Source organism: Oryzomicrobium sp. (assembly GCF_021287045.1).
Lineage (GTDB): Bacteria > Pseudomonadota > Gammaproteobacteria > Burkholderiales > Rhodocyclaceae > Oryzomicrobium.
The window spans coordinates 150,514-172,607 of sequence record NZ_JAJTBG010000008.1 but is presented as its reverse complement, the minus strand read 5'-3'; the positions used below and the strand labels follow the sequence as shown (position 1 = coordinate 172,607).

Sequence of the window (22,094 nt, the reverse complement as noted above, 5' to 3'; positions counted from 1 at the left end):
TCGGCCTGGAGGGCGTATCGTCCCGCTGCGGTGCTATTGCTCTGACCCGCTCGCCCAGCGGCTGTTTCCGGGGGCGGTGGCCGTAATCCTACTGGGGCTGCTGGCGCAGGTAGAGGGCCACCGACAGGCGGGCGCCGAGCCAGCCGAGCAGGGCGCCGGCGGCGCACAGGGCGCCCACTTCGGCCAAGCTCGGGCCGCGCAGGCGGAAGCTGCTGCCGTAGAGGCGGGTCAGTTCCCCCACCGGCCCGGACAGGAAGAAGAAGGCCAGGGCCACCAGGGCCGCGGCGAGCAGCCCGCCAAGGATGCCTTGCAGGGCGCCGTAGTAGGCGTAGGGCCGGGAGACGAAGCCCGGGGTGGCGCCGATCAGCCGGGCCACCTCGATCTCCTGGGCCCGGGCCAGCATCTGCAGGCGGATGGTGTTGAAGGTGGCGGCCACCAGGCCGACGCCGAACACCCCGGCGAGCAGCACAACGGCCAGGCGCCCCAGGCGCAGGAAGGCATCGAGGCGGCGCATCCAGGCCGAATCGAACTGGACGTGGGCGACCCGGGGCCACTCGCCGGCGCTCTTGACGAAGGCTTCCACGGCGGCGGCGTCGCGCCCCGCCATGTCGGCGACGAAGGCGTCGGGCAGGGGGTTCTTCGGCAGGTTGGCCACCAGATCGGCCAGCCCTTCCCGGGCTTTCAGCCGTTCCAGGGCGGCGTCCTTGGCGACGAAACGGTAGGGGGCGCCAGCGTCGCGCAGCTTCTGCTCAATGGCCTTGACCTCGTCGCGGCCGGCGCCAGGGTCGAGGAACAGGCTGACCTCGGGGGCCTCTGCCAGGCCGCTGGCGGCCAGGCGCACGTTGTCCAGGGCGACCCAGCCGGCGGCGGGCAGGGCCAGGGCGATGCCGATGACCAGGAGCGACAGCAGGGCGTTGAAGGGGGCGTCGCGCAGGCGCTCCAGGGCGGTGGCGAGGGCCTGCTGATGGTGGGCGAGGCTCATCGGGTGGCCTCCTCGATCAGGGTGTCGGAGGCGCCGGGGACGGCGAGCGCGTTCAGGGGTGCCAGTTCGACGGGGGACTGGGCGGGCAGGCCTTCGTGCAGCTTGCCCTTGGCCAGCCACAGCACCCGGGGTCGGAGCTTGTCCACCCATTGCAGGTCGTGGGTGGCCAGGATGACGGTGACGCCGACCTGGTTGAAGCTGTTGAAGATGGACAGGATCTGGCCGGCGGAGGCCGCGTCCAGGTTGGCGGTGGGCTCGTCGGCGAGCAGGATGGCGGGGCGGTTGACCACCGCCCGGGCGATGGCCAGGCGCTGCTGTTCGCCGCCGGACAGGGCGATCGGCAGGGCCTTCTCCCGGTCGAGCAGGCCCACCTTGTCCAGCGCCGCCAGGGCGCGCTTCTTCGCCTCCCGGGGCGGGGTGCCGGCGATTTCCAGGGGCAGCAGCACGTTGGCCAGCACCGGGCGGTCGAACAGCAGCTTCTGGTCCTGGAAGACCAGGCCGAAGTTGCGCCGCAGGAAGGGCAGGGCGGAGGCGCGCAGGGCCGAGAGGTTCTGGCCGTTGACGATGATGCCGCCGCTGGTGGGCCGCTCGATGGCGGCCATCAACTTGACCAGGGTGGTCTTGCCGGCGCCGGAGTGGCCGGTGACGAAAACGAACTCACCGGCCTGGATGTCCAGGCTGACGTCGCGCAGGGCTTCGAAGCCGGTGGGGTAGCGCTTGGTGACGTTGGCGAAGGTGATCATGGTGGGGGTGTCGTGGGCGTCAGGCCAGGGTGTCCTGGCCGAACAGGGCGTCGGTGAAGTCCCGGGCAGTGAAGGGGCGCAGGTCGTCGATGGCCTCGCCGATGCCGATGAAGCGCACCGGCTTCGGGCACTGGCGCGAGATGGCCGCCAGCACGCCGCCTTTGGCGGTGCCGTCGAGCTTGGTCACCACCAGGCCGGTGACGCCGATGGCCTTGTCGAAGGCCTTCACCTGGGCGATGGCGTTCTGGCCGATGTTGGCGTCGAGCACCAGCATCACCTCGTGGGGGCCGCTCGGGTCGGCCTTCTGGATGACGCGGCGCACCTTGGCGATCTCTTCCATCAGGTGCAGCTGGGTGGGCAGGCGGCCGGCGGTGTCGGCCAGTACCACGTCGATGCCCCGGGCCTTGGCGGCGGCGATGGCGTCGAACACCACGGCGGCCGGGTCCCCCGATTCCTGGGCGATGACGGTGACGTTGTTGCGCTCGCCCCAGGTCATCAGCTGTTCCCGGGCGGCGGCGCGGAAGGTGTCGCCGGCGGCCAGCAGCACGCTCTTGCCCTGGCCCTGGAAATACTTGGCCAGCTTGCCGATGGACGTGGTCTTGCCGGCGCCGTTGACCCCCGCGATCATGATCACGAAGGGGGTATGGGTGCCCACGTCGAGGGGCGCCTCCAGGGGCGCGAGCAGCCCGTTGACGCTGTCGGCCAGGGCCTGCTGGATCGCCTCCGGGGTGTTCAGGGTGCCGGTCTTGGCCTTCTTCTTCAGCTCGTCGAGCAGGTGCTGGGTGGCCTCCACCCCCACGTCGGCGGTGAGCAGCAGGGTTTCCAGTTCCTCGAGCAGTTCGTCGTCCACCTTGCCCCGGGAAAACAGGGACTTGAGCCCTCCGGACAACTGGCTGCGGGTGCGGGTCAGGCCGGCGAACAGGCGCTCGCGCCAGGAGCGCTTCTCCTGGGGAGCGGCCTCGGCCGCTGCGGCCGCAGCGGGCTGCGGGGCGTCTGCCGGGGATTTCTTGAACAAACCAAACATGCGGGAATCCAGTCGTAGCGGGGCGGGGCGCCGGGATCGGCGCGATGGGGCGGGCGGCCGGTACTGGCCGTGGGGCAAGAGGCGGGGGTAACATCCCCCGTTCGCTGGCGCCCGTTCCCGAGCCCGGGAAAGCGGGATTTTATCCCAGCCCGGGGCGCTCCCGCCCGTTCCGGCGCTTTTGCTGTTCGCTGACGTCATTTCGCCATCGCCGAGGATTACCATGAAACGAATGTTGCGCGGCATGCTCGCATTTACCCTGCTCCTGGAAGGCAGTCTGGCCCTGGCGGCCGGCGCTCCGGTGTTCGAAACCCGGCTCGACAACGGCCTCAAGGTGCTGGTCATGGAAGACCGGCGCGCGCCCACGGCGGTGCAGATGGTGTGGTACCGGGTGGGCAGCGTGGACGAGGTCAACGGCACCACCGGCGTGGCCCACGCCCTGGAGCACATGATGTTCAAGGGCACCCCCAAGGTCGGCGCCGGCGAGTTCTCGAAGCGGGTGGCCGCCGCCGGGGGGCGCGACAACGCCTTCACCAACCGGGACTACACCGCCTACTTCCAGCAGATTCCCAAGGAGCGGCTGCGCGACATGATGGCCCTGGAGGCCGACCGGATGCGCCACCTGACCCTGGCCCCGGCCGAGTTCGCCAAGGAGATCAAGGTGGTGATGGAAGAGCGGCGGCTGCGCACCGACGACCAGCCCACCGCCCTGTTGAGCGAAGGGCTCAACTCGGTGGCCTTCCAGGCTAGCCCCTACCGGGTGCCGGTGATCGGCTGGATGGACGACCTGGAGCACATGACCGCCACCGACCTGCGCGCCTTCTACGACCGCTGGTACGTACCCAACAACGCCACCCTGGTGGTGGTGGGCGACGTGGACCACCAGCAGGTGGTCCGCTGGGCCAAGGAAACCTACGGCCTCCTCAAGGCCCGGCCGCTGCCAGTGCGCAAGCCCCAGGACGAGCCCGTCCAGGCCGGCATCCGCCGCCTGACGGTGAAGGCCCCGGCCGAGCTGCCCTCGGTGCTGCTGGCCTGGAAGGCGCCCAAGATCACCGGCATGGACGCCAAGGCCATGGCCAACGACGCCGACAGCTACGCCCTGGACGTGCTGGCGGCGCTGCTCGACGGCTACGACGGCGCCCGCCTCAACACCCGTCTGGTCAAGGAATCCCGCATCGCCCAGGACGTGGGCGTGGGCTACGACAACGTGGGCCGCGGCCCGGCCCTGTTCATGGTCCAGGCCACCCCGGCCCCGGGCAAGACCCCGGCCGAAGTGGAAGCGGCCCTGCGCGCCGAGATCGCCCGCATCGCCAACGAGGGCGTCAAGGACGAGGAACTGGTGCGGGCCCGGGCCCAGATGCTGGCGGCCCAGGTCTACAAGCGCGATTCGATGTTCGCCCAGGCCATGGAGATGGGGGAGCTGGAAACCGTCGGTCTGGGCTGGCGCGCCACCGACCTGATGATCGAGCGCCTCAAGGCGGTCACCGCCGCCGACGTGGCGCGGGTGGCCAAGGCCTACTTCGGCGACGACACCCTGACCGTCGGCGTGCTCGATCCCCAGCCCCTCAAGGACCGGCCCGCTGCACCGCCCCCGTCCGGCATGCTCCACTGACCGCGCGCCTTCGCGCTGCGTTGCCGATATTGCTGACGATTCGACAGACTGCCCGCGCCGCCACGGCGGCGCCGCTTCCGGAGAAGACCATGAGCGTTTCCCTCGCCGTCCCGCGGCACTTCGCCTCCCCGGCCATCGGCCGGGCCTTTAGCCGGGTGCTTGGCCGGGCCCTTGTTCCCGCCTTCTTCGGGCTGGTGGCCGCAGGTCTGGCCCTGCCCGCCGCGGCGGGCCCCCGCATCGACACCTGGACCGCCCCCTCCGGTGCCAAGGTGCTGTTCGTCGAATCCCACGTCCTGCCGGTGGTGGACGTGCAGGTCGATTTCGCCGCCGGCTCGGCCTACGCCCCGGCGGGCAAGGCCGGGGTGGCCGGCCTGACCCGGGGCCTCCTCTCCCAGGGGGCGGGGAACCTGAGCGAGCAGGCCATCGCCGACCGGCTGGCCGATCTGGGCGCCCAACTGGGCGGGGGCGTGGACCCGGACCGGGCCAGCCTGTCCCTGCGCACCCTGTCCGATGCCCCGACCCGGGACGGCGCCCTGGCGGTGCTGCGCACCGTGCTGGCTGCGCCGGCCTTTCCTGCCGACGTGGTGGCCCGGGAGCGGGACCGGGCGGTGGCCGCCCTCAAGGAATCCCTGACCCGGCCGGAGACCCTGGCCAGCCGGGCCTTCTGGCAAAACCTGTACGGTGACCACCCCTACGGGCGCCAGGCCACGCCGGAGTCCATCGCCGCCCTCACCCGGGACGACCTGGCGGCCTACTGGAAGGCCCACTACACCGCCCGGCGCGCCACCGTCACCCTGGTCGGCGACCTGACCCAGGCCCAGGCCGAGGCCGTGGCCCAGGACCTTACCGCCGGGCTGCCGGCGGAGGCGGCCAACGGCGGCGCCTCCCTCGCCCTGCCGGCGGTGACCCCGCCCAAGGCCACTACCGTGGCCGTGGCCCACCCGGCGGCCCAGTCCCATCTGTTCATCGGTTCCCCCACCTTCAAGCGCGGCGATCCGGACTTCTTCCCCCTGGTGGTGGGCAACTACGTCCTGGGCGGCGGTGGCTTCGTCTCGCGGCTGATGAAGGAAGTGCGCGAGAAGCGCGGCTACGCCTACAGCGTCTATTCCTACTTCCTGCCCCTCAAGGAGGAAGGCCCCTTCCAGATCGGGCTGCAGACCAAGCGCGATCAGGCCGGCGCCGCCCTCAAGGTGGTGCGCGACACCCTGGCAGAATTCATCGCCAAGGGCCCCACCGAGTCCGAGTTGCAGGCGGCCAAGGACAACCTGGTGGGCGGCTTCCCCCTGCGCCTGGACAGCAACCGCAAGCTCCTCGACCAGGTGGCCACCATCGGCTTCTACGGCCTGCCCCTGGATTGGCTCGACCGCTACACCGAGCGGGTCAAGGCGGTGACCGTGACCCAGATCAAGGACGCCTTCGCCCGCCACGTGCAGGATGCGCGCCTGGTGACGGTGGAAGTGGCGACCGACCTGCCCGACGCGCAAGCCGGGGCCGCCCGCTGATGGGCAACCTGCGCATCATCGGCGGGGCGCACCGGCGTCGGGTGCTCAAGTTCCCCGACGTGCCCGGGCTGCGCCCCACCCCGGACCGGGTGCGGGAAACCCTGTTCAACTGGCTCGGCCAGGACCTGACCGGCCAGACCTGCCTGGACCTGTTCGCCGGCAGCGGCGCCCTGGGGTTGGAAGCGGCCTCCCGGGGGGCCGCGCGGGTGGTGATGGTGGAGCGTTCGCCCCAGGTGGCGGCGGCCCTCAAGGCCAACGCCAAACTGCTCGGATTGGGCTGTGTGGAGGTGGTGGTGGCGGATGCGCTACAATTCGCCGCCTCCGCCGGGGTGCCTGCGGGCGGGTTCGATGTGGTTTTTCTCGATCCCCCCTACCGGCAGGGCTTTCTCGAACGGCTGGAGGCACACCTGCCGCGGCTGTTGCGGCCGGAGGGCGCGCTGTACGCCGAGGCGGAAGCGCAGCTCGCCGGGCTGGCGGGCTGGACACCGGTCCGGGAGGGCCGGGCCGGGCAGGTTTTCTACCACTTGTTGAGGCAGGCTGAACACGACGGTGCCCGCGCTGCCTAAGCAGTGTGGGCTGGCGCAGGTTCTCCCCGGCCCGATCCTGGAGCATCGATGGAATTGAGCAAGCGCGTCGCCATCTACCCCGGTACTTTCGATCCGTTCACCAAGGGGCACGAAGACCTGGTGCGACGGGCCGCACGGCTGTTCGACCACGTCATCGTGGCGGTGGCCGACAGCCGTTCGAAGCGGCCTTTCTTCCCCCTGGCCGAGCGGGTCGAGATCGCCACCCAGGTGGTGTCCGCCTACCCGAACGTCGAGGTCAAGGGCTTCTCGTGTCTGCTCATGGAGTTCCTCCATCAGCAAGGCGCCAAGGTCATCCTGCGCGGCCTGCGGGCGGTTTCGGACTTCGAGTACGAATTCCAGATGGCCGGCATGAACCGCAACCTCTACCCGGACGTGGAGACCGTGTTTCTCACGCCGGGTGAGCAGTACATGTTCATTTCCGCGACCATGGTCCGGGAAATCGCCCTGCTGGGCGGCGATGTTTCGAAGTTCGTGCAGCCGGCGGTCGCCGAGCGGCTGGCTGCCAAAGTGTCCGAAATTCGGCAAGCAACGAGTGCGTAAGGAAAGCAGCCATGGCTTTGTGGATTACCGACGAATGCATCAACTGTGACGTTTGCGAGCCGGAGTGCCCGAACGAAGCGATTTCCCAGGGCGCGGAGATCTATGAGATCAACCCGTCCAAGTGCACCGAGTGCGTCGGTCACTACGATACCCCCCAGTGCATGGAAGTGTGCCCGGTGGATTGCATCGGCAAGAGCCCGGAGCATCCCGAAAGCAACGACCAGCTGTGGGTCAAGTACGAGCACCTGACCGGCAACAAGCGCCCCGCCTGAGCCTGGGCGCGGCGTGATGTTGCGTAGCTAACGTAGCGCCGCGGCCGGCCGTTCAGGACGCGCAAACGAACAGAGGGCTCCCGCCGGCGACGGCGGGAGCCCTCTGTTCGTTTGTTGCCCGGTCGCCTCCCCGCAGCGGGGTCAGGCGGCGGCCCGGACAGCCTCGGCGGTGCCTTCCAGGCGTTCGTCCAGGGTCATCTTCAATTGCGCCAGGGCGGCCTGCTGGGTGCCCAGTTCGCCGTCCACATGGTTAAGTTCGGCGATGCGGTCTTCCAGGGTCTCGGTGGCCTGGTGGATGCGCTTGATGCTTTCCAGGCGCCGTTTCAGGGTGATCTGGTGCTCGCGCACCTGGGTCTCCATGGGCGCCATCACCGCCTTCAGCCATAACTCGGCGTCCCGGTTGGCGTGCTCGAAGGCGCGCCGCACCTGCACCGCCACCTCGTCGAAGAACTTCTGGATGACGTTGCGCTTCTCGTGGGTGAGCAGCTGCCGGGCGGTGTTCAGATTGTCGTTGCACCAGCGTTCCAGGCGCAGCACCTCCTTCTCGTAGCGCAGCAGGGAGAAGGCGGTGGGGGCGCCGAGCTTGAGGCCGTGTTCGACGCTGAACTGGCGGTACACAGCGTCCATCATGGCGGTGATCTCGCCGATCTCCTCGGCGGACTTGGCGAGGTTGCCGCGCACCACGACGAAGAAGCGGGTCATGGCCTCGGACAGGTGGCGCGAGAAGCTGGCCTCGTCCATGGCCTCTCGGGTGGTGCGGGTCAGGGCCTTCAGCGCTTCCAGCCCCAGGTGGCCGAACAGGTTGTTGGTCAGGGTGGAGAACACGCTGCGCACCGCGTAATAGCGTTGCAGGCCGGACTCGAACTCGTCCTTTTCGGTCTGAATCTTGCCCATCATGTACTCGACCACGCCCCGGTTCTTGCCGCGCAGCTCGGTCAGTTCGGCGAGCTGTTCGGCCAGGCCGGCCTGGCGGGCGTCCAGCAGGCGCCGGATGCGCAGGTGCAGCTCGTTCAGCTCACCGGCGGCGCCGTCCCTGACGATCTCGCGCTTGGCCGGGATCAGCTCCCCGGCCAGGGCCTGCTCCAGGTCGGCGAGGCGGCTGCGGGCGAGCAGCCCGGCGTCGCCGTTGATCTTGCCCACCAGCCCCTTCTGGGCCGAGACGGGAAACACCTGGGCGTCGGGCACCCCCAGGATGGCGGCGCAGTCGTGCTGTTGGCGGGCGATCTCGCCGTCCACCTCGTTGTCGCTCTTGAGCTCGTCCCACAGGCCGTCGATCTTGTTCAGCACCACCAGCCGGCCCCGGGCCGGGGCGCGCTGGCCCGGCCCGCCGTTCTGGCCGTCGTCCGGGCCGACGATGTGTTCCTGCCAGACTTCCAGGTCGGACTGGGTGACCCCGGTGTCGGCGGACAGGATGAACAGCACCGCGTGGGCGTTGGGCAGCAGGGACAGGGTCAGCTCGGGCTCGGCGCCGATGGCGTTGAGCCCCGGGGTGTCCAGGATCACTAGGCCCTGTTGCAGCAGGGGGTGAGGGAAGTTGATCAGGGCGTGGCGCCAGCGCGGGATTTCCACCAGTCCGTCGTCCCCCGCCCGGTGGGTATCCTCGCCCACGGGAAAGCCCAGAGCGGCGGCTTTTTCCGGCGGTACCCGGACTACTTCCGAGACCTGCTTCAAGGCCGCCTGCATGGCCTCCGCCGAGGTGGTGTCGAGGGGTACCCGGCGCCATTCGTCCGGGTAGCGCTTGAGCTCGGAGATGCTGGTGTTGCCTTCCCGGGTGGCGATGGGCAGCAGTTCGATGGCCGGGGGCTTGGCCGGATCGAACAGCAGTTCGGTGGGGCACATGGTGGTGCGCCCGGCCGACGAGGGCAGCATGCGGTTGCCGTAGTCGGCGAAAAAGATGGCGTTGATTAGCTCCGACTTGCCCCGGGAGAACTCGGCGACGAAGGCCACGTTGAGCCGGTCTTCCGTGAGCCGGTCGAGCAGGCGTTCGAGTTTCAGCTCGATCTGGCCGTCGTTCAGCTCGTTGTCGGCGAGCCAGCTCCGGAAGCGTTCGATGCCTTCCCGCAGGCCGGCGCGCCATTGGCCGTAGGCGGCGAAATCCTGGGCGATCGTCATGTGGAGTGTCCTGAAAGGGGCGGCGCCGCGCGGCGCCAAGCGCATGGTTGGAAATGTATCACAGGGGCATGGCCGCCCGGTCTGGCCGGACGAACGGCGCGAACGCCACACCGGCCGGAGCGCGCCGTGGGCCCTCAGCGTCCCTGGCAGTGGGGGCAGTAGAAGGTGGAGCGGCCGCCTTGGCGAATCTGCCGGATCGGCGTGGCGCACACCCGGCAGGGCTCGCCGGTCCGGCCGTAGACGGCGCAGCTCAACTGGTAGCCGCCCATGCCACCGTCACTGTGCACATAGTCGCGTACCGAGCTGCCGCCCAGGGCGATGGATTCGGCCAGCACTTCCCGTACCGCCGCCGCCAGCCGGGCGCAGCGGGCGGCGGACAGGCTGCCCGCCGGCGCCGTGGGGGCGATGCGGGCGCGGAACAGGGCCTCGGCGGCGTAGATGTTGCCGACGCCGACGACCAGGTGCGAATCCATCAGGGCCTGCTTGATCGCCACCGACTTGCCGCCCAGGGCCCGGTGCAGCCAGGGGCCGGTGAAGGTCTCGCCCAGGGGCTCGACGCCCAGCACCGCCAGGCGCGGGTCCCGCTCCGGGTGGGGGCCGCCGTGCCAGACCATCAGGCCGAAGCGGCGCGGGTCCCGGTAGCGCAGCACGGCCCCGGGGAAGCGGATGTCCACGTGGTCGTGGGCGGCGGGCGGGGCGCCGTCCGCCACCAGGCGCAGGCTGCCGGACATGCCCAGGTGCACGATCAGCCAGCCCGGCTCGTCCTGGGGATCGCCCGGGCGGGCGGTCCATTCGAACAGCAGGTATTTGCCGCGGCGGTGGATGGCCGTGAGCAGGCGTCCTTCGAGCAGGGCGTTGAGGTCGGGCAGGGGCAGGCGCAGGCGGGGTGCCCGGGTGACGGCGCCCAGGCAGGGGCGGCCGGGCAGGTGGGGGAGCAGGCCGCGGCGGCTGACTTCGACTTCGGGGAGTTCGGGCATGGCTGGATCAAGGTTAGGGGGCGGGCGGCGTTGTCGGGTGGGGGAAAAGGCCCTACCATCGGGGACCCTGGCGCCGGGCCGCGTAGCGGCGCGTACCGCCGGGGGCGATGATCGCAAACCGCTACAAAGCCGTCACAAACTATTGCCCGCCGCCGGGTTCTAATCAAGCACCTCCATTTTCCTTCGTCGGCATCCCGGGGACCATTGCCCCGCCGGTCGCCGGATTGGATTCTTCTATGCCCCTCGCTCCCACGAGCCCGCTCAACTCCCGGTCCGCAGCCCCGTTGCCCCGTCCCGCCTTCTCCCTCGCCGTCCTGGCGGCTGCCGCCTGGCTGGGGGTGGCGCCGCCGTTGCTGGCGGCCGATGCCAGCCCGGCGACCCCGGCCGCGGATGCGCCCAGCGCGGCGAAAGCCAAGGCCAAGGCCCGTCCCCGGGCCGAGCGGAGCGAGCCCGCGCCGCGGCCTGCCCATCCGCCCCTGCCCGGCGGTGGCGAGATTTCCGAAGGCCAGGGGGTGTACCAGTACCTGATCGGCGAATTCGCCATGCGCCGCGGCATGGCCGACCTGGCCACCTCGGCCATGGCCGATCTGGCGGCGCGCACCGACGATCCGAAGATTCTGGCCCGCACCGTGGAGGTGGCCGGCTTCGCCCGCCGCTTCGACGTGGCCCTGGTTGCCGCCCAGCGCTGGGTGACGCTCCAGCCCGAATCGATGGAGGCCCGCCAGGCCCTGGTCAGCCTGCTGGTGGTGACCGGCAGCTACGACGACCTGCCCGCCCAGCTCGGTTACCTGCTGGCTCAGGAAAAGGTCCAGTTGCCGGCCAACCTGCTCGGCCTCAACCGCCTGTTCCCGCGCAACGCCGACAAGCAGGCGGTGCTTCAGGTGGTGTCCGAGGTGGCGGCCCCCTACGGCAACTTGGCCGAGGCCCACTTCGCCGTGGCCCAGGCGGCTATCAACGCCGGCGACCTGCCCAGGGGGCGGCTGGAACTCGGCCGGGCCCTGGCGATCCGCCCGGATTGGGAGAGCGCCGCCCTGGTGCGCGCCCAGCTGCTCGCCCGGGACGACGTCAAGGCGGCCCTGGACTACCAGGCCGAGTTTCTCGACAAGTACCCCAAGTCCAAGGATGTGCGCCTGCATTACGCCCGCCAGCTGGTGCTGGAGCGGCGCTTCGGCGACGCCCAGGCCCAGTTCCGCCAGTTGCTCAAGGACGAACCGGACCGGGCCGACGTGGTGTACGCCGCCGCCATCCTGTCGTTGCAGCAGCGCGACTACCGTTTCGCCGAGGCCCAGTTGCAGCACTTGCTCGACCTGGAGCCCGCCGACCCGGGCCTGATCCGCTTCCAGCTCGGCCAGATCGCCGAGGAACAGAAGCACGACGACGCGGCCCTCGCCTGGTACCGCCAGGTGGACGACGGCGACCAGTTCGTGCCCGCCAAGAGCCGGGCCGCCTCCCTGCTCGCCAAGCGCGGCGACCTGGACGGTGCCCGGGCCCTGCTCAAGGCCGCCCAGGTCCAGCGCCCCCAGGACCAGGCCGCCCTGCTCGGCTCCGAGGCCCAACTGCTGCGCGACGCCAACCGGGGCGACGAAGGGCTGGCCCTGCTCGACCAGGCTCTCGCCAAGGAGCCCAGCAATCCGGACCTGCTCTACGATTCGGCGCTCCTCGCCGAGCGCATGGGCAAGGTGGAGTTGGCCGAGAGCCGGCTGAAGAAGCTGATCGCGCTGCAACCGGACCACGCCCACGCTTACAACGCCCTGGGTTATTCCTACGCCGAGCGCAACGTGCATCTGGGCGAGGCGCGCAAGCTGATCGAAAAGGCCGTCTCCCTGGCGCCGGAAGACCCGTTCATCATCGATAGCCTGGGCTGGGTGCTGTTCCGCCAGGGCGATCTCCAGGGCGCCTTGCAACAGTTGCAGAAAGCCTACGCCCTGCGCGCCGATCCCGAGATCGCCGCCCACCTGGGCGAGGTGCTGTGGGACCTGGGCCGCCAGGACGAGGCCAAGGGCGTGTGGAAGGAAGCGGCCAGCCGCTTCCCCGACAACGACGTGCTGTCCGCCGTGCAGCGGCGCTTCCAGCCGTGACGGCGGCGCTGCACCTGGCGGCGCCGAGCGCGCCGCGCCGCCGCTTGCTGCGCGGCCTGGCCGGCATTCCCCTGGCGTTGGCCCTGGCCGCCTGCGCCAGCAAGGGGGCGAAGGTCGATAAGCCGGCCGCACCCTTGCCCCTGCCGGATCGGGACGATCTGAACGCCTTCCTCGTCTCCGGCCGCTTCGCCGTGCGCCACGGCGAGCAGAGCGCCGCCGGCGGCTTCTCGTGGCGGCGCACGCCGGAATGGCGCGGCGATGCGGCGCGTAATGGCCCGGGAACCGTGGCCAGCAACCGGGACGAGGTGTTCTTCTATTCCCCCCTTGGCCAGACCGTGGCCGAACTGGTGATCACGGTGGACGGTGCTACCCTCACCGCCGACGGCCGCACCGAGTCGGCCGCCAACGCCGACGCCCTGGTCCAGCGCGCCCTGGGCCTGGAGTTGCCCCTGGCCGGCGGCGGCGACTGGCTGCTTGCCCGGGGCGGTGCGGTGCAGCGCCGCGACGGTTCGGGCCGGCCGGCCCGCATCGAGGATCGGGGCTGGCGTCTCGACTACGGCTACCCGGACGAACGCCCCGGCGCCCTGCCGGAACGGGTGGTGGCGCTGCGCCTGCTGGACGAGGTGGAGGTGCGCCTCAAGCTCGACGAGTGGGAGGCCCTGGGGCTGGACGCCCTGACGGGGCGCCGGCCGTGACGGCCGCCGACTGGGGGTGGGACAGCGCCTACCCGGCCCCGGCCAAGCTCAACCTGTTTCTGCACGTGGTGGGGCGCCGTCCCGACGGCTACCACCTGTTGCAGACCGTGTTCCGCTTCATCGACCGGGCCGACACCCTGCGCTTCTCCCCCCGGGACGATGGCCAGGTGGTGCTCGCCACCCCCATTCCCGGCGTGCCGCCGGAATCCGATCTGACCGTGCGCGCCGCCCGCCTGCTGCTGGCGGAAACCGGCGCCCGCCACGGCGCCACCATCCACCTCGACAAGCGTCTGCCCATGGGCGGCGGCATTGGCGGCGGCAGTTCTGACGCGGCCACCGTGCTGCTGGCCCTCAACCACCTGTGGGGCCTGGAGCTGCCGCGCTCGCGCCTGCAAGCCCTGGGCCTGGTCCTCGGGGCCGACGTGCCGGTGTTCGTCTATGGCCGGGCGGCCTTTGCCGGCGGCATCGGCGAGGAGCTGTCGCCGGTGGCGGTGTCGGCGGAAACCTATCTGGTGGTTGAATCCCCGGTGGCGGTGCCCACCCCGGCGATCTTCGGCGCTCCGGAATTGGTGCGCGACACTCCCGCCATCGACCCCGCCGCCTGGCGTCCGGGGATGGGGCGCAACGACCTGGAACCGGTGGCCTGCGCCCGTTTCCCTGCCGTGGCGGAGCGGCTGGCCTGGCTCAAGGCGGCAGCCGCTGCCGCCGGCGGCGGGCCGGCGCGGATGACCGGGTCGGGGGCCTGCGTGTTCGCTCCGTTCGCCGGGCGGCAGGCCGCAGAACAAGCATTGGCGCGCCTTCCCGAGGGGTGGGTGGCGTGGCTGGCGGCCGGGCTGGAGGATCATCCGCTGCGCGGCCTGCTGGCCGATTGAAGGCACGTGACCGAGATTTTTTTCGCGAGTTGCTGCGAAAAGTTGGCACAAGCGGAAAAATTTCTGTACTATGCGCGCCTCGCCACTGACGCATTGAGCAGTACGCAGCAATGCGGTTCGGCACCGAATTCCGAGCCTTCGCTAGAAGGCTTCGAAAAAGGTCACTGGGGAGTCGCCAAGTTGGTTAAGGCACCGGATTTTGATTCCGGCATGCGAGGGTTCGAGTCCTTCCTCCCCAGCCAAAATTTTGCAAAAAACGGGCAGGCTAATCCCTGCCCGTCTTGCTTTCCGGGGTTCGCCTCATGGCCTACAACAGCCTGATGGTCTTTACCGGCAACGCCAATCCGAAACTGGCGTCCGCCGTTGCGCAAAAGCTCAATATCCAACTCGGCCGTGCCAAGGTGGGCCGCTTTTCCGACGGCGAGGTGAGCGTCGAGATCGAGGAGCACGTCCGCGGTCGCGACGTTTTCGTGCTGCAATCGACCTGCGCCCCGTCCAACGACAACCTGATGGAACTGCTGGTCATGGTGGATGCGCTCAAGCGCGCCTCGGCCGGCCGCATCACCGCCGCGATCCCCTACTTCGGCTACGCCCGCCAGGATCGCCGCTCCCGTTCCTCCCGGGTACCCATCGCCGCCAAGCTGGTGGCCAACATGCTCACCGCCGCGGGCGTGGACCGGGTCCTGACCATGGATCTGCACGCCGAGCAGATCCAGGGCTTCTTCGACATCCCGGTGGACAACATCTACGCCCAGCCCATCCTGCTGGACGACATCCAGACCCGCCGCAAGGACTGGGGCGAGGATCTGATGGTGGTGTCCCCCGACCACGGTGGCGTGGTGCGCGCCCGGGCCCTGGCCAAGTGCCTGGAGAGCGACCTGGCGATCATCGACAAGCGCCGCCCCAAGGCCAACGTCTCCGAGGTGATGAACATCATCGGCGACGTGCAGGGCCGCTCCTGCATCATCATGGACGACATCGTCGACACCGCCGGCACCCTGTGCAAGGCCGCCCAGGCCCTCAAGGACCACGGCGCCAAGGCGGTGCGCGCCTACTGTACCCACGCCGTGCTGTCCGGCGCGGCGATCGAGCGCCTCAACGAGTCGATGCTCGACGAACTGGTGGTCACCGACACCATCCCCCTGCGCGACGAGGCGGCTGCCTGTACGCGCATCCGCCAGCTGTCGGCGGCGAACCTGATGGCCGAAACCATCCGCCGCATCAGCTGCGAGGATTCGGTGTCCGAACTGTTCGACTGATCCGTTCCCGTTTCTCAGCCCCCGGCTCCGGCCGGGGGTTGTCTTGTCAGCCGCCTGGTCGCGGGCGGCTTAATTTCTGGAGTCATCATGAAAATCGAAATCAACGCCAAAAAGCGTGACGTGCAGGGTTCGAGTGCGAGCCGCCGCCTGCGCCGCGCCTCCCAGGTCCCGGGCATCGTCTACGGTGGCGAAGCCGCCCCCGTGTCCATCGTCTTCGACCACAACGAGCTGTACCAGGGCATGCGCAAGGAAGCCTTCCACTCGTCCGTGCTGACCCTGGCCATCGACGGCGCCAAGGAACTGGTGCTGCTGCGCGACTACCAGATGCACGCCTACAAGCAGCAGATCCTGCACGTGGACTTCCAGCGCGTGGACGCCAAGCAGAAGCTGCACACCAAGGTGCCCCTGCACTTCGTCAACGCCGACGTGGCCCCGGGCGTGAAGCTCTCCGGCGGCATCGTCTCCCACGTGCTGAACGAAGTGGAAGTGGCCTGCCTGCCCGCCGACCTGCCCGAGTTCATCGAAGTGGACCTGAAGGACCTGAACGCCGGTCACTCCCTGCACGCTGCCGACCTGAAGCTGCCCAAGGGCGTCAAGCTGGCCCACGCCGACACCAACCCGGTCGTCGCCACCATCCTCGCCGTCCGCGGCGCGGCTGCTGACGAAGCCGAAGCCCCGGCCGCCTAAACAGCGTCCGGTCGCTGAAGCCGCAGGGAGAGGCGTTGCCTTCCCCTGCGGCTTTTCCATTTCTACCCGCAGCCACCGCCATGACCCCTCCGCGCCTGATCGTCGGCCTGGGCAATCCCGGGCCGGAGTACGAAGACACCCGCCACAACGCCGGCTTCTGGTTCGTCGACCGGCTGGCCGCCGACCTCAAGGTCCACCTGGCGCCCCAGCCCAAGTTCTTCGGCGAGGCGGGCAAGACCGGCGACGTGTGGCTGCTCAAGCCGGCCACCTTCATGAACCGCTCCGGCCAGGCCGTGGCCGCCCTGGCGCGCTTCTACAAGATCGCCCCGGAAGAGGTGCTGGTGGTGCACGACGAACTGGACCTGCTGCCCGGCGCGATCCGGGTCAAGCAGGGCGGCGGCAACGGCGGGCACAACGGCCTCAAGGACATCCAGGCCCAGCTCGGTACGCCCAACTTCTGGCGCCTGCGCCTAGGCATCGGCCACCCCCGTTCCCTGGCTCTCAAGCAGGAGGTGGTGGACTTCGTCCTGCACCGGCCCCGGGTCGAGGAACAGCGCGACATCGACGAGGCCATCGACCGCTGCCGCATCGCCTGGCCCAAGCTGGCCGCCGGCGACTACGGCGCCGCCCAGCAATCCCTGCACGGAAAGCCCACCCCATGACCGCTCCCGCCCTGCCGCCCCTGATGGGCCGCCTGCTGGCCCTGCTGCCCGGCCGCGGCCTGCGCCTCGAACCCCAGGACGACACCCTGCTCGCCGGGGCCCTGGAGCGTGACGGCGCCCGCTTCGGCCTGATGCTCGCCGCTCGGGAGGACGAGCGCCTGCTGATCGCCCTGGTGCATTACCCGGTGGAAGTGGCCGACGACCTGCTGCCCGACTGGGCCTTGCTGCTCGCCGCCCTCAACCGGGGCCTGCCGCGCGGCCGCTTCGAACTGGACCTGGACGCAGGCCAGGTGCACTACTTCTACTCCGCCGACTTCGTCGACAGCGAACTGACCCCGGCCCAGCTGGATCGCTTCCTGCTGCCGGTGCTGGAGCAGGGCTTCCGCGCCTGCACCCTGTTCGACGCGTTCGCCGACGGTCGCCTCGACCTGGAAGCCGCCTTCGCCGACCTGGCGGCGGTGCGGGTCGAACTCGACCAGGTGCCCGGGCTCTCCCGCGCCTGAAGCCTGGCCGCCAGGCGGCCGCGACCCCCGGTGATACAATCCGGGCGCCCCGGGTTGGGCGCCCCCTCATGTAGCAACGCAAGGAAAACGAGATGAGCCTCAAGTGCGGTATCGTCGGCCTGCCCAACGTGGGCAAGTCCACCCTCTTCAATGCCCTGACCAAGGCCGGCATCGCCGCCGAGAACTACCCCTTCTGCACCATCGAGCCCAACGTGGGCATCGTCGAGGTGCCGGACCAGCGGCTCGTCGAACTGTCCAAGATCGTCAAGCCCCAGCGCGTCCAGCCGGCCATCGTCGAATTCGTGGACATCGCCGGCCTGGTGGCGGGCGCCTCCAAGGGCGAAGGTCTGGGCAACCAGTTCCTGGCCAACATCCGCGAAACCGACGCCATCGTGAACGTGGTGCGCTGCTTCGACGACCCCAACGTGGTGCACGTCTCCGGCAAGGTGGACCCCATCGCCGACATCGAGACCATCGTCACCGAACTGGCCCTGGCCGACCTGGCCGCCGTGGAGCGCACCATCGCCCGGGACGGCAAGAAGGCCAAGGCTGGCGACAAGGACGCCCAGAAGCTGGTGGCCGTGCTGGAAAAGCTGCTGCCCCACCTCAACGAGGGCAAGCCCGCCCGCACCGCCAGCCTGTCCGACGACGACAAGGCGATCATCAAGCCCCTCTGCCTGCTCACCATCAAGCCGGCCATGTACGTGGGCAACGTGCTGGAAGACGGTTTCGACAACAACGCCCACCTAGACCGCCTGAAGGAATTCGCCGCCAAGGAACATGCCCCGGTGGTGGCCGTGTGCGCCAAGATCGAGGCCGAACTGGCCGATCTGGAAGACGAGGACAAGGCCGCCTTCCTGGCCGACCTGGGCCTGGAAGAGCCGGGCCTCAACCGCCTGATCCGTGCCGGCTACGACCTGCTCGGCCTGCAAACCTACTTCACCGCCGGAGTGAAGGAAGTGCGCGCCTGGACCATCCACAAGGGCGACACCGCCCCCCAGGCCGCCGGCGTGATCCACTCCGACTTCGAGAAGGGCTTCATCCGCGCCCAGACCATTGCCTTCGCCGACTTCATCGCCTGCGGCGGCGAGCAGGGTGCCAAGGAAGCCGGCAAGATGCGCGCCGAAGGCAAGGAGTACGTGGTGCAGGACGGCGACGTGATGAACTTTTTGTTCAACGTCTGACCGGCGTCCGCTATGGCGGATCGCCACCAAAGCAAAAGCCCCGCAAGTGCGGGGCTTTTGCTTTGGTGACCGGGGCGGCAGGGCCTGACGTTCAGCGGTGCAGGGTGCCGATGGGCACGTCGGGCGGGTGCAGGCTCCATTCGACGATGCCGATGAAGCCGTCCTGGACCGCCACCAGCATCTGCAAGGCGTTGACGTGCACCAGGGTGCCGGGGCGGTAGTCGTGGCTTTCCTTCCAACCTACCGCCTTGTGCACGAAGACGGTGACGTCGTTGACCACCGCCAGGCATTCGATCAGGCCGAAGGCGCGGATGCGGCGCAGGATTTCGTCCACCGGCCGGGTCAGGTCCAGGGTCCGGTCCGCGGTGGTCCATAGTTTGAAGTAGGTGCCCTCGCCCTGGGGGCGGGCGTTCTCCCAGTAGTCGCCGAAATGGGCGGCCACGTCCGCGGCCAGGGTCTTGGCTGCCAGCTGGACCTTCAGGTCCAGGGACTCGTGGCATTCGTCGGCGGCGAGGGGAAAAGTGCGGCTGGCCAGGATCGGGCCGCTGTCGAACTGGGGGTCGAGGCGGTGGCAGGTCACGCCCCAGGAATCGTGGTTGCCGAGGATGGCCGAGACGATGGGGTAGGCGCCCCGGGCGTAAGGCAGGGGCGAGGGGTGGAAATTGACGGCGTAGCGCAGGTAGGGGCGCCAGTCGCCGATGCGCCAGTTGTAGCTGGCCACCACCAGGGCGTCGCAGCCCCGCTGGGCCAGGTCCTCCAGGTCGGCTTCGCCGAGGGGGGATATCTGGGCCTCGATGCCCCGCTCCCGGGCGTACTTGAGTACGGCCTGGTGGTGGTGCAGGCGGTTGTCCACCGGGGTGGTGAACAGCTTGACAGGCTCCCAGCCCTGGGCCACGAAGGCTTCCCAGACGCCCAGGTAGCGGTCGCTGGCGGTGATGGCGAATTTCATCGGCAGATGGCGTTGATGGCGGCGGCTGGTCAACAAACCGGTGCCCCGCCGCCGTGGGGCTGCAGCAGGGAGTCGCCGGCGACTTTACCGTCCCGTACCCCACGCAAACGTCAAGGGCGTGTAAGGAAACGTAAGAGTTCGACATTGCCAACAGCTGCTTACAACTTTCACCGCAGGCTTACATCTGCGCGTCAGTCGTGGGGCGGGGCGCCGCGTTAATGTCTTCAGGACCGGGCAGTTTCAGTCGGCGGCCCGCCGGAACCGGTCTCCGTCCGCAGGACCAAATTTCGAGGAGAAGATCATGTCGCGCACCAACAAGATGCTGTCCGCCCTGCTGGTTTCCGTCCTGGCCCTGGGGGCCGCCGGTTCGTCCTTCGCCGAGACCCAGTGGCAGAAGACCCACCCCCGCCGTACCGAGGTGAACGACCGCCTGGCCAATCAGAACCGCCGCATCCATCAGGAAGTGCGGGAAGGCGAGATGAGCAAGCAGAAGGCCGCCCAATTGCACAAGGAAGACCGGCAGATCCGCCAGGAAGAACGGGACATGGCCAGCCAGAACGGCGGCCACATCACCAAGCAGGAACAGCGCACCCTGAACCAGCAGGAAAACGGGGTCAGCCGCCAGATCGGCCAGTGACGAGGGAGCGCGCCGACCGGTGGGCCGGCAAGCGCACCTGACCTGCACCACGCCGGACGACCCGCCCTTGTGGCGGGTCTTGTTCGTTTACGGATGGCCGTAAACGGCCCGGGGCAGGCTCGTGGCCTGCCCCGGAGCAGAAAAAGCCGGGTGAAGCGGCTTACTTCTTCTGGATCAGTTCGATCTTATAGCCGTCCGGGTCCTCGACGAAGGCGATCACGGTGGTGCCGTGCTTCATCGGGCCGGCCTCACGCACGACCTTGCCGCCCCGGGCCTTGATCTCGGCGCAGGCGGCGTAGGCGTCGTCCACTTCCAGGGCGATGTGGCCGTAGCCATTGCCCAGGTCGTAGGCGGCGGTGTCCCAGTTGTGGGTCAGCTCGATCACCGCCCCCTCGCTCTCCGGGCCGTAGCCAACGAAGGCCAGGGTGAAACGGCCATCCGGGTAGTCGTGCTTGCGCAGCAGTTGCATGCCCAGGACCTCGGTGTAGAAGGCCAGGGATTTGTCGAGGTTGCCGACGCGGATCATGGTGTGCAGCAGGCGCATGGGGAAATCTCCGGTGGAGGCCGCAGGGCGGCCGGGATACTAGGGCAGGGCGGGACCGTCCTACCAGGTGGGCAGCGTTGCGGACAGGCGGCGCAGTTCCTCCCGGGCGTGCTGCCAGTCCGGGTAGAGGGAGCCGACCACGGCCCAGAATTGCGGGCTGTGGTTCATCTCCCGGGTGTGGGCCAGTTCGTGGGCGACCACGTAGTCGATGATGTCCAGGGGCATGAACACCAGGCGCCAGTTGAGGCGGATGGCGTAGGCGTCCGGGGCGCCCAGGGGGGCCGCCGGATTGCGACTGCAACTGCCCCAGCGGGTCCGCGCCGAGGACAGGGACAAGGGCGGCGGGGCGATGCCGAGCCCGGGGGCGAAGTGGGCCAGCCGTTCGGCGAAAAGCTCCCGGGCCCGGGATTGGAGCGCCCGGGCCAGCAGGGTTTCCGCGTCCCGGCCGGGGACGGTGAACAGGGTCAGCTGGGGATGGGCACTGTCGGCGTGCCACACCGCTCGGGCCCGGCGGGTGCCGGCAGCCAGGCGCAGGGTCAGGGTGGTGCCGAGGAAGGGCAGGGTGGCCCCGTCCGCCACCCGCAGGGGCTCGGGGCGGCGCCGGTTGCGCCATTCGTCGAGCTTGGTCAGCACCCAGTCGCCGTGGTGGCGCAGGGTGGCCTCGATTTCGGCGATCGATGAGCGGGGCGGTGCGCCCACGGTGAGGCCCCGGTGGTCGATGGTCAGGCCGATGGTGCGGCGCCGGCTGCGGCGCAGCTGGTAGGGCACGATGCGGTCGGCCAGGGCGATGGTGCGGCTGTCCGCCCCGGGGCGCGACGTGGGTTCGCCCGGGAGGGCGAGGGCCAGCTGGGGCGAACGGGACGGCGGGGCGGGACGGCGGGGCAAGGACGGGGGCGGCGTGCGGGCGGAACGGAGCGGTCAGGCGGCCTGCTGGGTGGCGGAGCCGGCCTGGCGGTAGCGGTGCGGGGCAATGCGCGCCATTTCGGCTTCGATCCAGGCTTCGGCGCGCTGGCTCACCTCTTCGGCGCTCAGGCCGACGGTGTCGATGGCCGGGCCGAAACTGATGGTGACGGTGCCCGCCTGCTTGACAAAGACGTTGCGCGGCCACAGCTCGCCGGCGTTGTGGGCCACCGGCACCACCTTGGCGCCGGCCTGCACCGCCAGATGGGCGCCGCCAGCCTTGTAGCGGCGCTTCTGGCCGGGAGGCACCCGGGTGCCCTCGGGGAAGATGATGACGCTGATACCGTGGCGCAGCCGGTCGGCGCCCTGGTCGGCCACCTGGGACAGGGCGTCCAGGCCGGCGGCCCGGTCGATGGCGATCATGCCGATGGCTCTGAAGGCCCGGCCGAGGATGGGCAGTTTGAGCAGTTCCTTCTTGAGCACGAAGACCATGCGCGGGAACCACTGTTGCAGGGCCACCGTTTCCCAGGCCGACTGGTGCTTGGAGAGCACCACCACCGCCTCGGCGGGAATGTTCTCGGCGCCCACCACTTGGGTGCGGATGCCGAGCACGATGCGCACCAGGCCCTTCATGAAGCAGAAGCGCCAGGCGTCGATCAGCACGTAGGCCGCCTTGGGCGACAGGGGGGCGGCGATGGCCACCAGAAAGCCGAACAGGCCGGTGAGCGGCAGGGCGAGCAGGGTGAAGAGAAGGGAGCGGATGAAGGCCATGGAGG

Annotated in this window: 23 protein-coding genes and 1 tRNA gene; 15 read left to right on the top strand and 9 right to left on the bottom strand. The window is 69.5% G+C overall.

Annotated features, from left to right (window positions below):
- Positions 1-88 precede the first annotated feature (88 nt).
- From ftsX to ftsY, 3 genes are read right to left on the bottom strand one after another with little or no spacing between them, the layout of a single operon-like run.
- A complete protein-coding gene (gene ftsX, locus LWW89_RS10890) occupies positions 89-982 on the bottom strand; it encodes a permease-like cell division protein FtsX (RefSeq protein ID WP_293264028.1) in 894 nt (297 codons plus the stop codon).
- Positions 979-1,725, bottom strand: a complete 747-nt coding sequence (ftsE, locus tag LWW89_RS10885) for a cell division ATP-binding protein FtsE (protein WP_293264026.1) — start codon at positions 1,723-1,725, stop codon at positions 979-981. The genes ftsX and ftsE overlap by 4 nt, the downstream gene beginning before the upstream one ends.
- Positions 1,726-1,744: 19 nt before the next feature.
- Positions 1,745-2,749: a signal recognition particle-docking protein FtsY gene (gene ftsY / locus LWW89_RS10880; protein WP_293264024.1), complete on the bottom strand. Its 1,005-nt coding sequence runs from the start codon at positions 2,747-2,749 to the stop codon at positions 1,745-1,747.
- A 241-nt stretch (positions 2,750-2,990) separates the two neighbouring features.
- Here ftsY and LWW89_RS10875 point away from each other — a divergent pair, with 241 nt between their 5' ends.
- From LWW89_RS10875 to LWW89_RS10855, 5 genes are all read left to right on the top strand, one after another.
- Positions 2,991-4,358 carry a pitrilysin family protein gene (locus LWW89_RS10875; RefSeq protein ID WP_293264022.1) on the top strand — a complete coding sequence of 456 codons (1,368 nt, stop codon included), beginning with the start codon at positions 2,991-2,993 and terminating at the stop codon, positions 4,356-4,358.
- A gap of 89 nt (positions 4,359-4,447) precedes the next feature.
- Positions 4,448-5,860: a pitrilysin family protein gene (locus LWW89_RS10870; protein WP_293264020.1), complete on the top strand. Its 1,413-nt coding sequence runs from the start codon at positions 4,448-4,450 to the stop codon at positions 5,858-5,860.
- Positions 5,860-6,426 carry a 16S rRNA (guanine(966)-N(2))-methyltransferase RsmD gene (gene rsmD / locus LWW89_RS10865; RefSeq protein ID WP_293264018.1) on the top strand — a complete coding sequence of 189 codons (567 nt, stop codon included), beginning with the start codon at positions 5,860-5,862 and terminating at the stop codon, positions 6,424-6,426. The genes LWW89_RS10870 and rsmD overlap by 1 nt, the downstream gene beginning before the upstream one ends.
- Positions 6,427-6,480: 54 nt before the next feature.
- On the top strand, positions 6,481-6,987 hold the full coding sequence (gene coaD, locus LWW89_RS10860) for a pantetheine-phosphate adenylyltransferase (protein ID WP_293264155.1): 507 nt from the start codon (positions 6,481-6,483) through the stop codon (positions 6,985-6,987).
- Between the two features lie 11 nt (positions 6,988-6,998).
- Positions 6,999-7,259, top strand: a complete 261-nt coding sequence (locus LWW89_RS10855) for a YfhL family 4Fe-4S dicluster ferredoxin (RefSeq protein WP_293264016.1) — start codon at positions 6,999-7,001, stop codon at positions 7,257-7,259.
- A gap of 141 nt (positions 7,260-7,400) precedes the next feature.
- Here LWW89_RS10855 and LWW89_RS10850 read toward each other — a convergent pair whose 3' ends face one another.
- On the bottom strand, positions 7,401-9,371 hold the full coding sequence (locus tag LWW89_RS10850) for a dynamin family protein (RefSeq protein ID WP_293264014.1): 1,971 nt from the start codon (positions 9,369-9,371) through the stop codon (positions 7,401-7,403).
- A gap of 134 nt (positions 9,372-9,505) precedes the next feature.
- Positions 9,506-10,348 (bottom strand): bifunctional DNA-formamidopyrimidine glycosylase/DNA-(apurinic or apyrimidinic site) lyase, encoded by an 843-nt coding sequence (gene mutM / locus LWW89_RS10845; RefSeq protein ID WP_293264012.1) that lies wholly within the window; start codon positions 10,346-10,348, stop codon positions 9,506-9,508.
- A gap of 236 nt (positions 10,349-10,584) precedes the next feature.
- On the opposite strand from mutM, the gene LWW89_RS10840 reads away from it, so the two are divergent.
- The 9 genes from LWW89_RS10840 (at position 10,585) to ychF (ending at position 18,288) form a co-directional block, all read left to right on the top strand.
- Complete coding sequence (locus LWW89_RS10840) at positions 10,585-12,426, top strand: tetratricopeptide repeat protein (RefSeq protein ID WP_293264010.1); 1,842 nt, start codon at positions 10,585-10,587, stop codon at positions 12,424-12,426.
- On the top strand, positions 12,423-13,121 hold the full coding sequence (locus LWW89_RS10835) for an outer membrane lipoprotein LolB (protein WP_293264008.1): 699 nt from the start codon (positions 12,423-12,425) through the stop codon (positions 13,119-13,121). The genes LWW89_RS10840 and LWW89_RS10835 overlap by 4 nt, the downstream gene beginning before the upstream one ends.
- Complete coding sequence (gene ispE, locus LWW89_RS10830; RefSeq protein ID WP_293264006.1) at positions 13,118-13,993, top strand: 4-(cytidine 5'-diphospho)-2-C-methyl-D-erythritol kinase; 876 nt, start codon at positions 13,118-13,120, stop codon at positions 13,991-13,993. The genes LWW89_RS10835 and ispE overlap by 4 nt, the downstream gene beginning before the upstream one ends.
- Before the next feature lie 165 nt (positions 13,994-14,158).
- Positions 14,159-14,235: transfer RNA gene (locus LWW89_RS10825), tRNA-Gln, on the top strand.
- Positions 14,236-14,295: 60 nt separating this feature from the next.
- On the top strand, positions 14,296-15,252 hold the full coding sequence (locus tag LWW89_RS10820) for a ribose-phosphate pyrophosphokinase (RefSeq protein ID WP_293264004.1): 957 nt from the start codon (positions 14,296-14,298) through the stop codon (positions 15,250-15,252).
- An 87-nt stretch (positions 15,253-15,339) separates the two neighbouring features.
- Positions 15,340-15,939: a 50S ribosomal protein L25/general stress protein Ctc gene (locus tag LWW89_RS10815; RefSeq protein ID WP_293264002.1), complete on the top strand. Its 600-nt coding sequence runs from the start codon at positions 15,340-15,342 to the stop codon at positions 15,937-15,939.
- 80 nt (positions 15,940-16,019) lie between these two features.
- The gene (gene pth, locus LWW89_RS10810; RefSeq protein WP_293264000.1) at positions 16,020-16,601 is read left to right on the top strand and encodes an aminoacyl-tRNA hydrolase; all 582 of its coding nucleotides are present in this window, start codon (positions 16,020-16,022) and stop codon (positions 16,599-16,601) included.
- Positions 16,598-17,104, top strand: coding sequence for a YbjN domain-containing protein (locus LWW89_RS10805; protein ID WP_293263998.1), 507 nt, complete (start codon positions 16,598-16,600; stop codon positions 17,102-17,104). Before pth ends, LWW89_RS10805 begins: the two co-directional genes overlap by 4 nt.
- A 92-nt stretch (positions 17,105-17,196) precedes the next feature.
- Positions 17,197-18,288, top strand: a complete 1,092-nt coding sequence (gene ychF, locus LWW89_RS10800) for a redox-regulated ATPase YchF (RefSeq protein ID WP_293263996.1) — start codon at positions 17,197-17,199, stop codon at positions 18,286-18,288.
- 91 nt (positions 18,289-18,379) lie between these two features.
- On the opposite strand, the gene LWW89_RS10795 is transcribed toward ychF, so the two are convergent.
- A complete protein-coding gene (locus LWW89_RS10795; protein ID WP_293263994.1) occupies positions 18,380-19,237 on the bottom strand; it encodes a formyltransferase family protein in 858 nt (285 codons plus the stop codon).
- Positions 19,238-19,538: 301 nt separating this feature from the next.
- On the opposite strand from LWW89_RS10795, the gene LWW89_RS10790 reads away from it, so the two are divergent.
- Positions 19,539-19,874, top strand: coding sequence for a hypothetical protein (locus LWW89_RS10790; protein ID WP_293263992.1), 336 nt, complete (start codon positions 19,539-19,541; stop codon positions 19,872-19,874).
- A 160-nt stretch (positions 19,875-20,034) separates the two neighbouring features.
- On the opposite strand, the gene gloA is transcribed toward LWW89_RS10790, so the two are convergent.
- The 3 genes from gloA to LWW89_RS10775 are packed head-to-tail and all read right to left on the bottom strand — an operon-like array spanning position 20,035 to position 22,089.
- The gene (gene gloA / locus LWW89_RS10785) at positions 20,035-20,418 is read right to left on the bottom strand and encodes a lactoylglutathione lyase (RefSeq protein ID WP_293263990.1); all 384 of its coding nucleotides are present in this window, start codon (positions 20,416-20,418) and stop codon (positions 20,035-20,037) included.
- Between the two features lie 60 nt (positions 20,419-20,478).
- Positions 20,479-21,303 carry a SprT family zinc-dependent metalloprotease gene (locus LWW89_RS10780; RefSeq protein ID WP_293263989.1) on the bottom strand — a complete coding sequence of 275 codons (825 nt, stop codon included), beginning with the start codon at positions 21,301-21,303 and terminating at the stop codon, positions 20,479-20,481.
- Between the two features lie 33 nt (positions 21,304-21,336).
- A complete protein-coding gene (locus LWW89_RS10775; protein WP_293263988.1) occupies positions 21,337-22,089 on the bottom strand; it encodes a lysophospholipid acyltransferase family protein in 753 nt (250 codons plus the stop codon).
- Positions 22,090-22,094 lie beyond the last annotated feature (5 nt).

Excerpts from the sequence above, each read along its gene's own strand:
- pth (WP_293264000.1), top strand. The coding sequence starts at position 16,020 with ATGACCCCTCCGCGCCTGATCGTCGGCCTGGGCAATCCCGGGCCGGAG.
- mutM (WP_293264012.1), bottom strand. The coding sequence starts at position 10,348 with ATGCCCGAACTCCCCGAAGTCGAAGTCAGCCGCCGCGGCCTGCTCCCC.
- ftsX (WP_293264028.1), bottom strand. The coding sequence starts at position 982 with ATGAGCCTCGCCCACCATCAGCAGGCCCTCGCCACCGCCCTGGAGCGC.
- ftsY (WP_293264024.1), bottom strand. The coding sequence starts at position 2,749 with ATGTTTGGTTTGTTCAAGAAATCCCCGGCAGACGCCCCGCAGCCCGCT.
- LWW89_RS10815 (WP_293264002.1), top strand. The coding sequence starts at position 15,340 with ATGAAAATCGAAATCAACGCCAAAAAGCGTGACGTGCAGGGTTCGAGT.
- LWW89_RS10775 (WP_293263988.1), bottom strand. The coding sequence starts at position 22,089 with ATGGCCTTCATCCGCTCCCTTCTCTTCACCCTGCTCGCCCTGCCGCTC.
- LWW89_RS10795 (WP_293263994.1), bottom strand. The coding sequence starts at position 19,237 with ATGAAATTCGCCATCACCGCCAGCGACCGCTACCTGGGCGTCTGGGAA.
- LWW89_RS10870 (WP_293264020.1), top strand. The coding sequence starts at position 4,448 with ATGAGCGTTTCCCTCGCCGTCCCGCGGCACTTCGCCTCCCCGGCCATC.
- LWW89_RS10820 (WP_293264004.1), top strand. The coding sequence starts at position 14,296 with ATGGCCTACAACAGCCTGATGGTCTTTACCGGCAACGCCAATCCGAAA.
- gloA (WP_293263990.1), bottom strand. The coding sequence starts at position 20,418 with ATGCGCCTGCTGCACACCATGATCCGCGTCGGCAACCTCGACAAATCC.
- LWW89_RS10875 (WP_293264022.1), top strand. The coding sequence starts at position 2,991 with ATGCTCGCATTTACCCTGCTCCTGGAAGGCAGTCTGGCCCTGGCGGCC.
- ftsE (WP_293264026.1), bottom strand. The coding sequence starts at position 1,725 with ATGATCACCTTCGCCAACGTCACCAAGCGCTACCCCACCGGCTTCGAA.
- ychF (WP_293263996.1), top strand. The coding sequence starts at position 17,197 with ATGAGCCTCAAGTGCGGTATCGTCGGCCTGCCCAACGTGGGCAAGTCC.
- LWW89_RS10790 (WP_293263992.1), top strand. The coding sequence starts at position 19,539 with ATGTCGCGCACCAACAAGATGCTGTCCGCCCTGCTGGTTTCCGTCCTG.
- LWW89_RS10805 (WP_293263998.1), top strand. The coding sequence starts at position 16,598 with ATGACCGCTCCCGCCCTGCCGCCCCTGATGGGCCGCCTGCTGGCCCTG.
- LWW89_RS10855 (WP_293264016.1), top strand. The coding sequence starts at position 6,999 with ATGGCTTTGTGGATTACCGACGAATGCATCAACTGTGACGTTTGCGAG.
- LWW89_RS10850 (WP_293264014.1), bottom strand. The coding sequence starts at position 9,371 with ATGACGATCGCCCAGGATTTCGCCGCCTACGGCCAATGGCGCGCCGGC.
- LWW89_RS10840 (WP_293264010.1), top strand. The coding sequence starts at position 10,585 with ATGCCCCTCGCTCCCACGAGCCCGCTCAACTCCCGGTCCGCAGCCCCG.
- rsmD (WP_293264018.1), top strand. The coding sequence starts at position 5,860 with ATGGGCAACCTGCGCATCATCGGCGGGGCGCACCGGCGTCGGGTGCTC.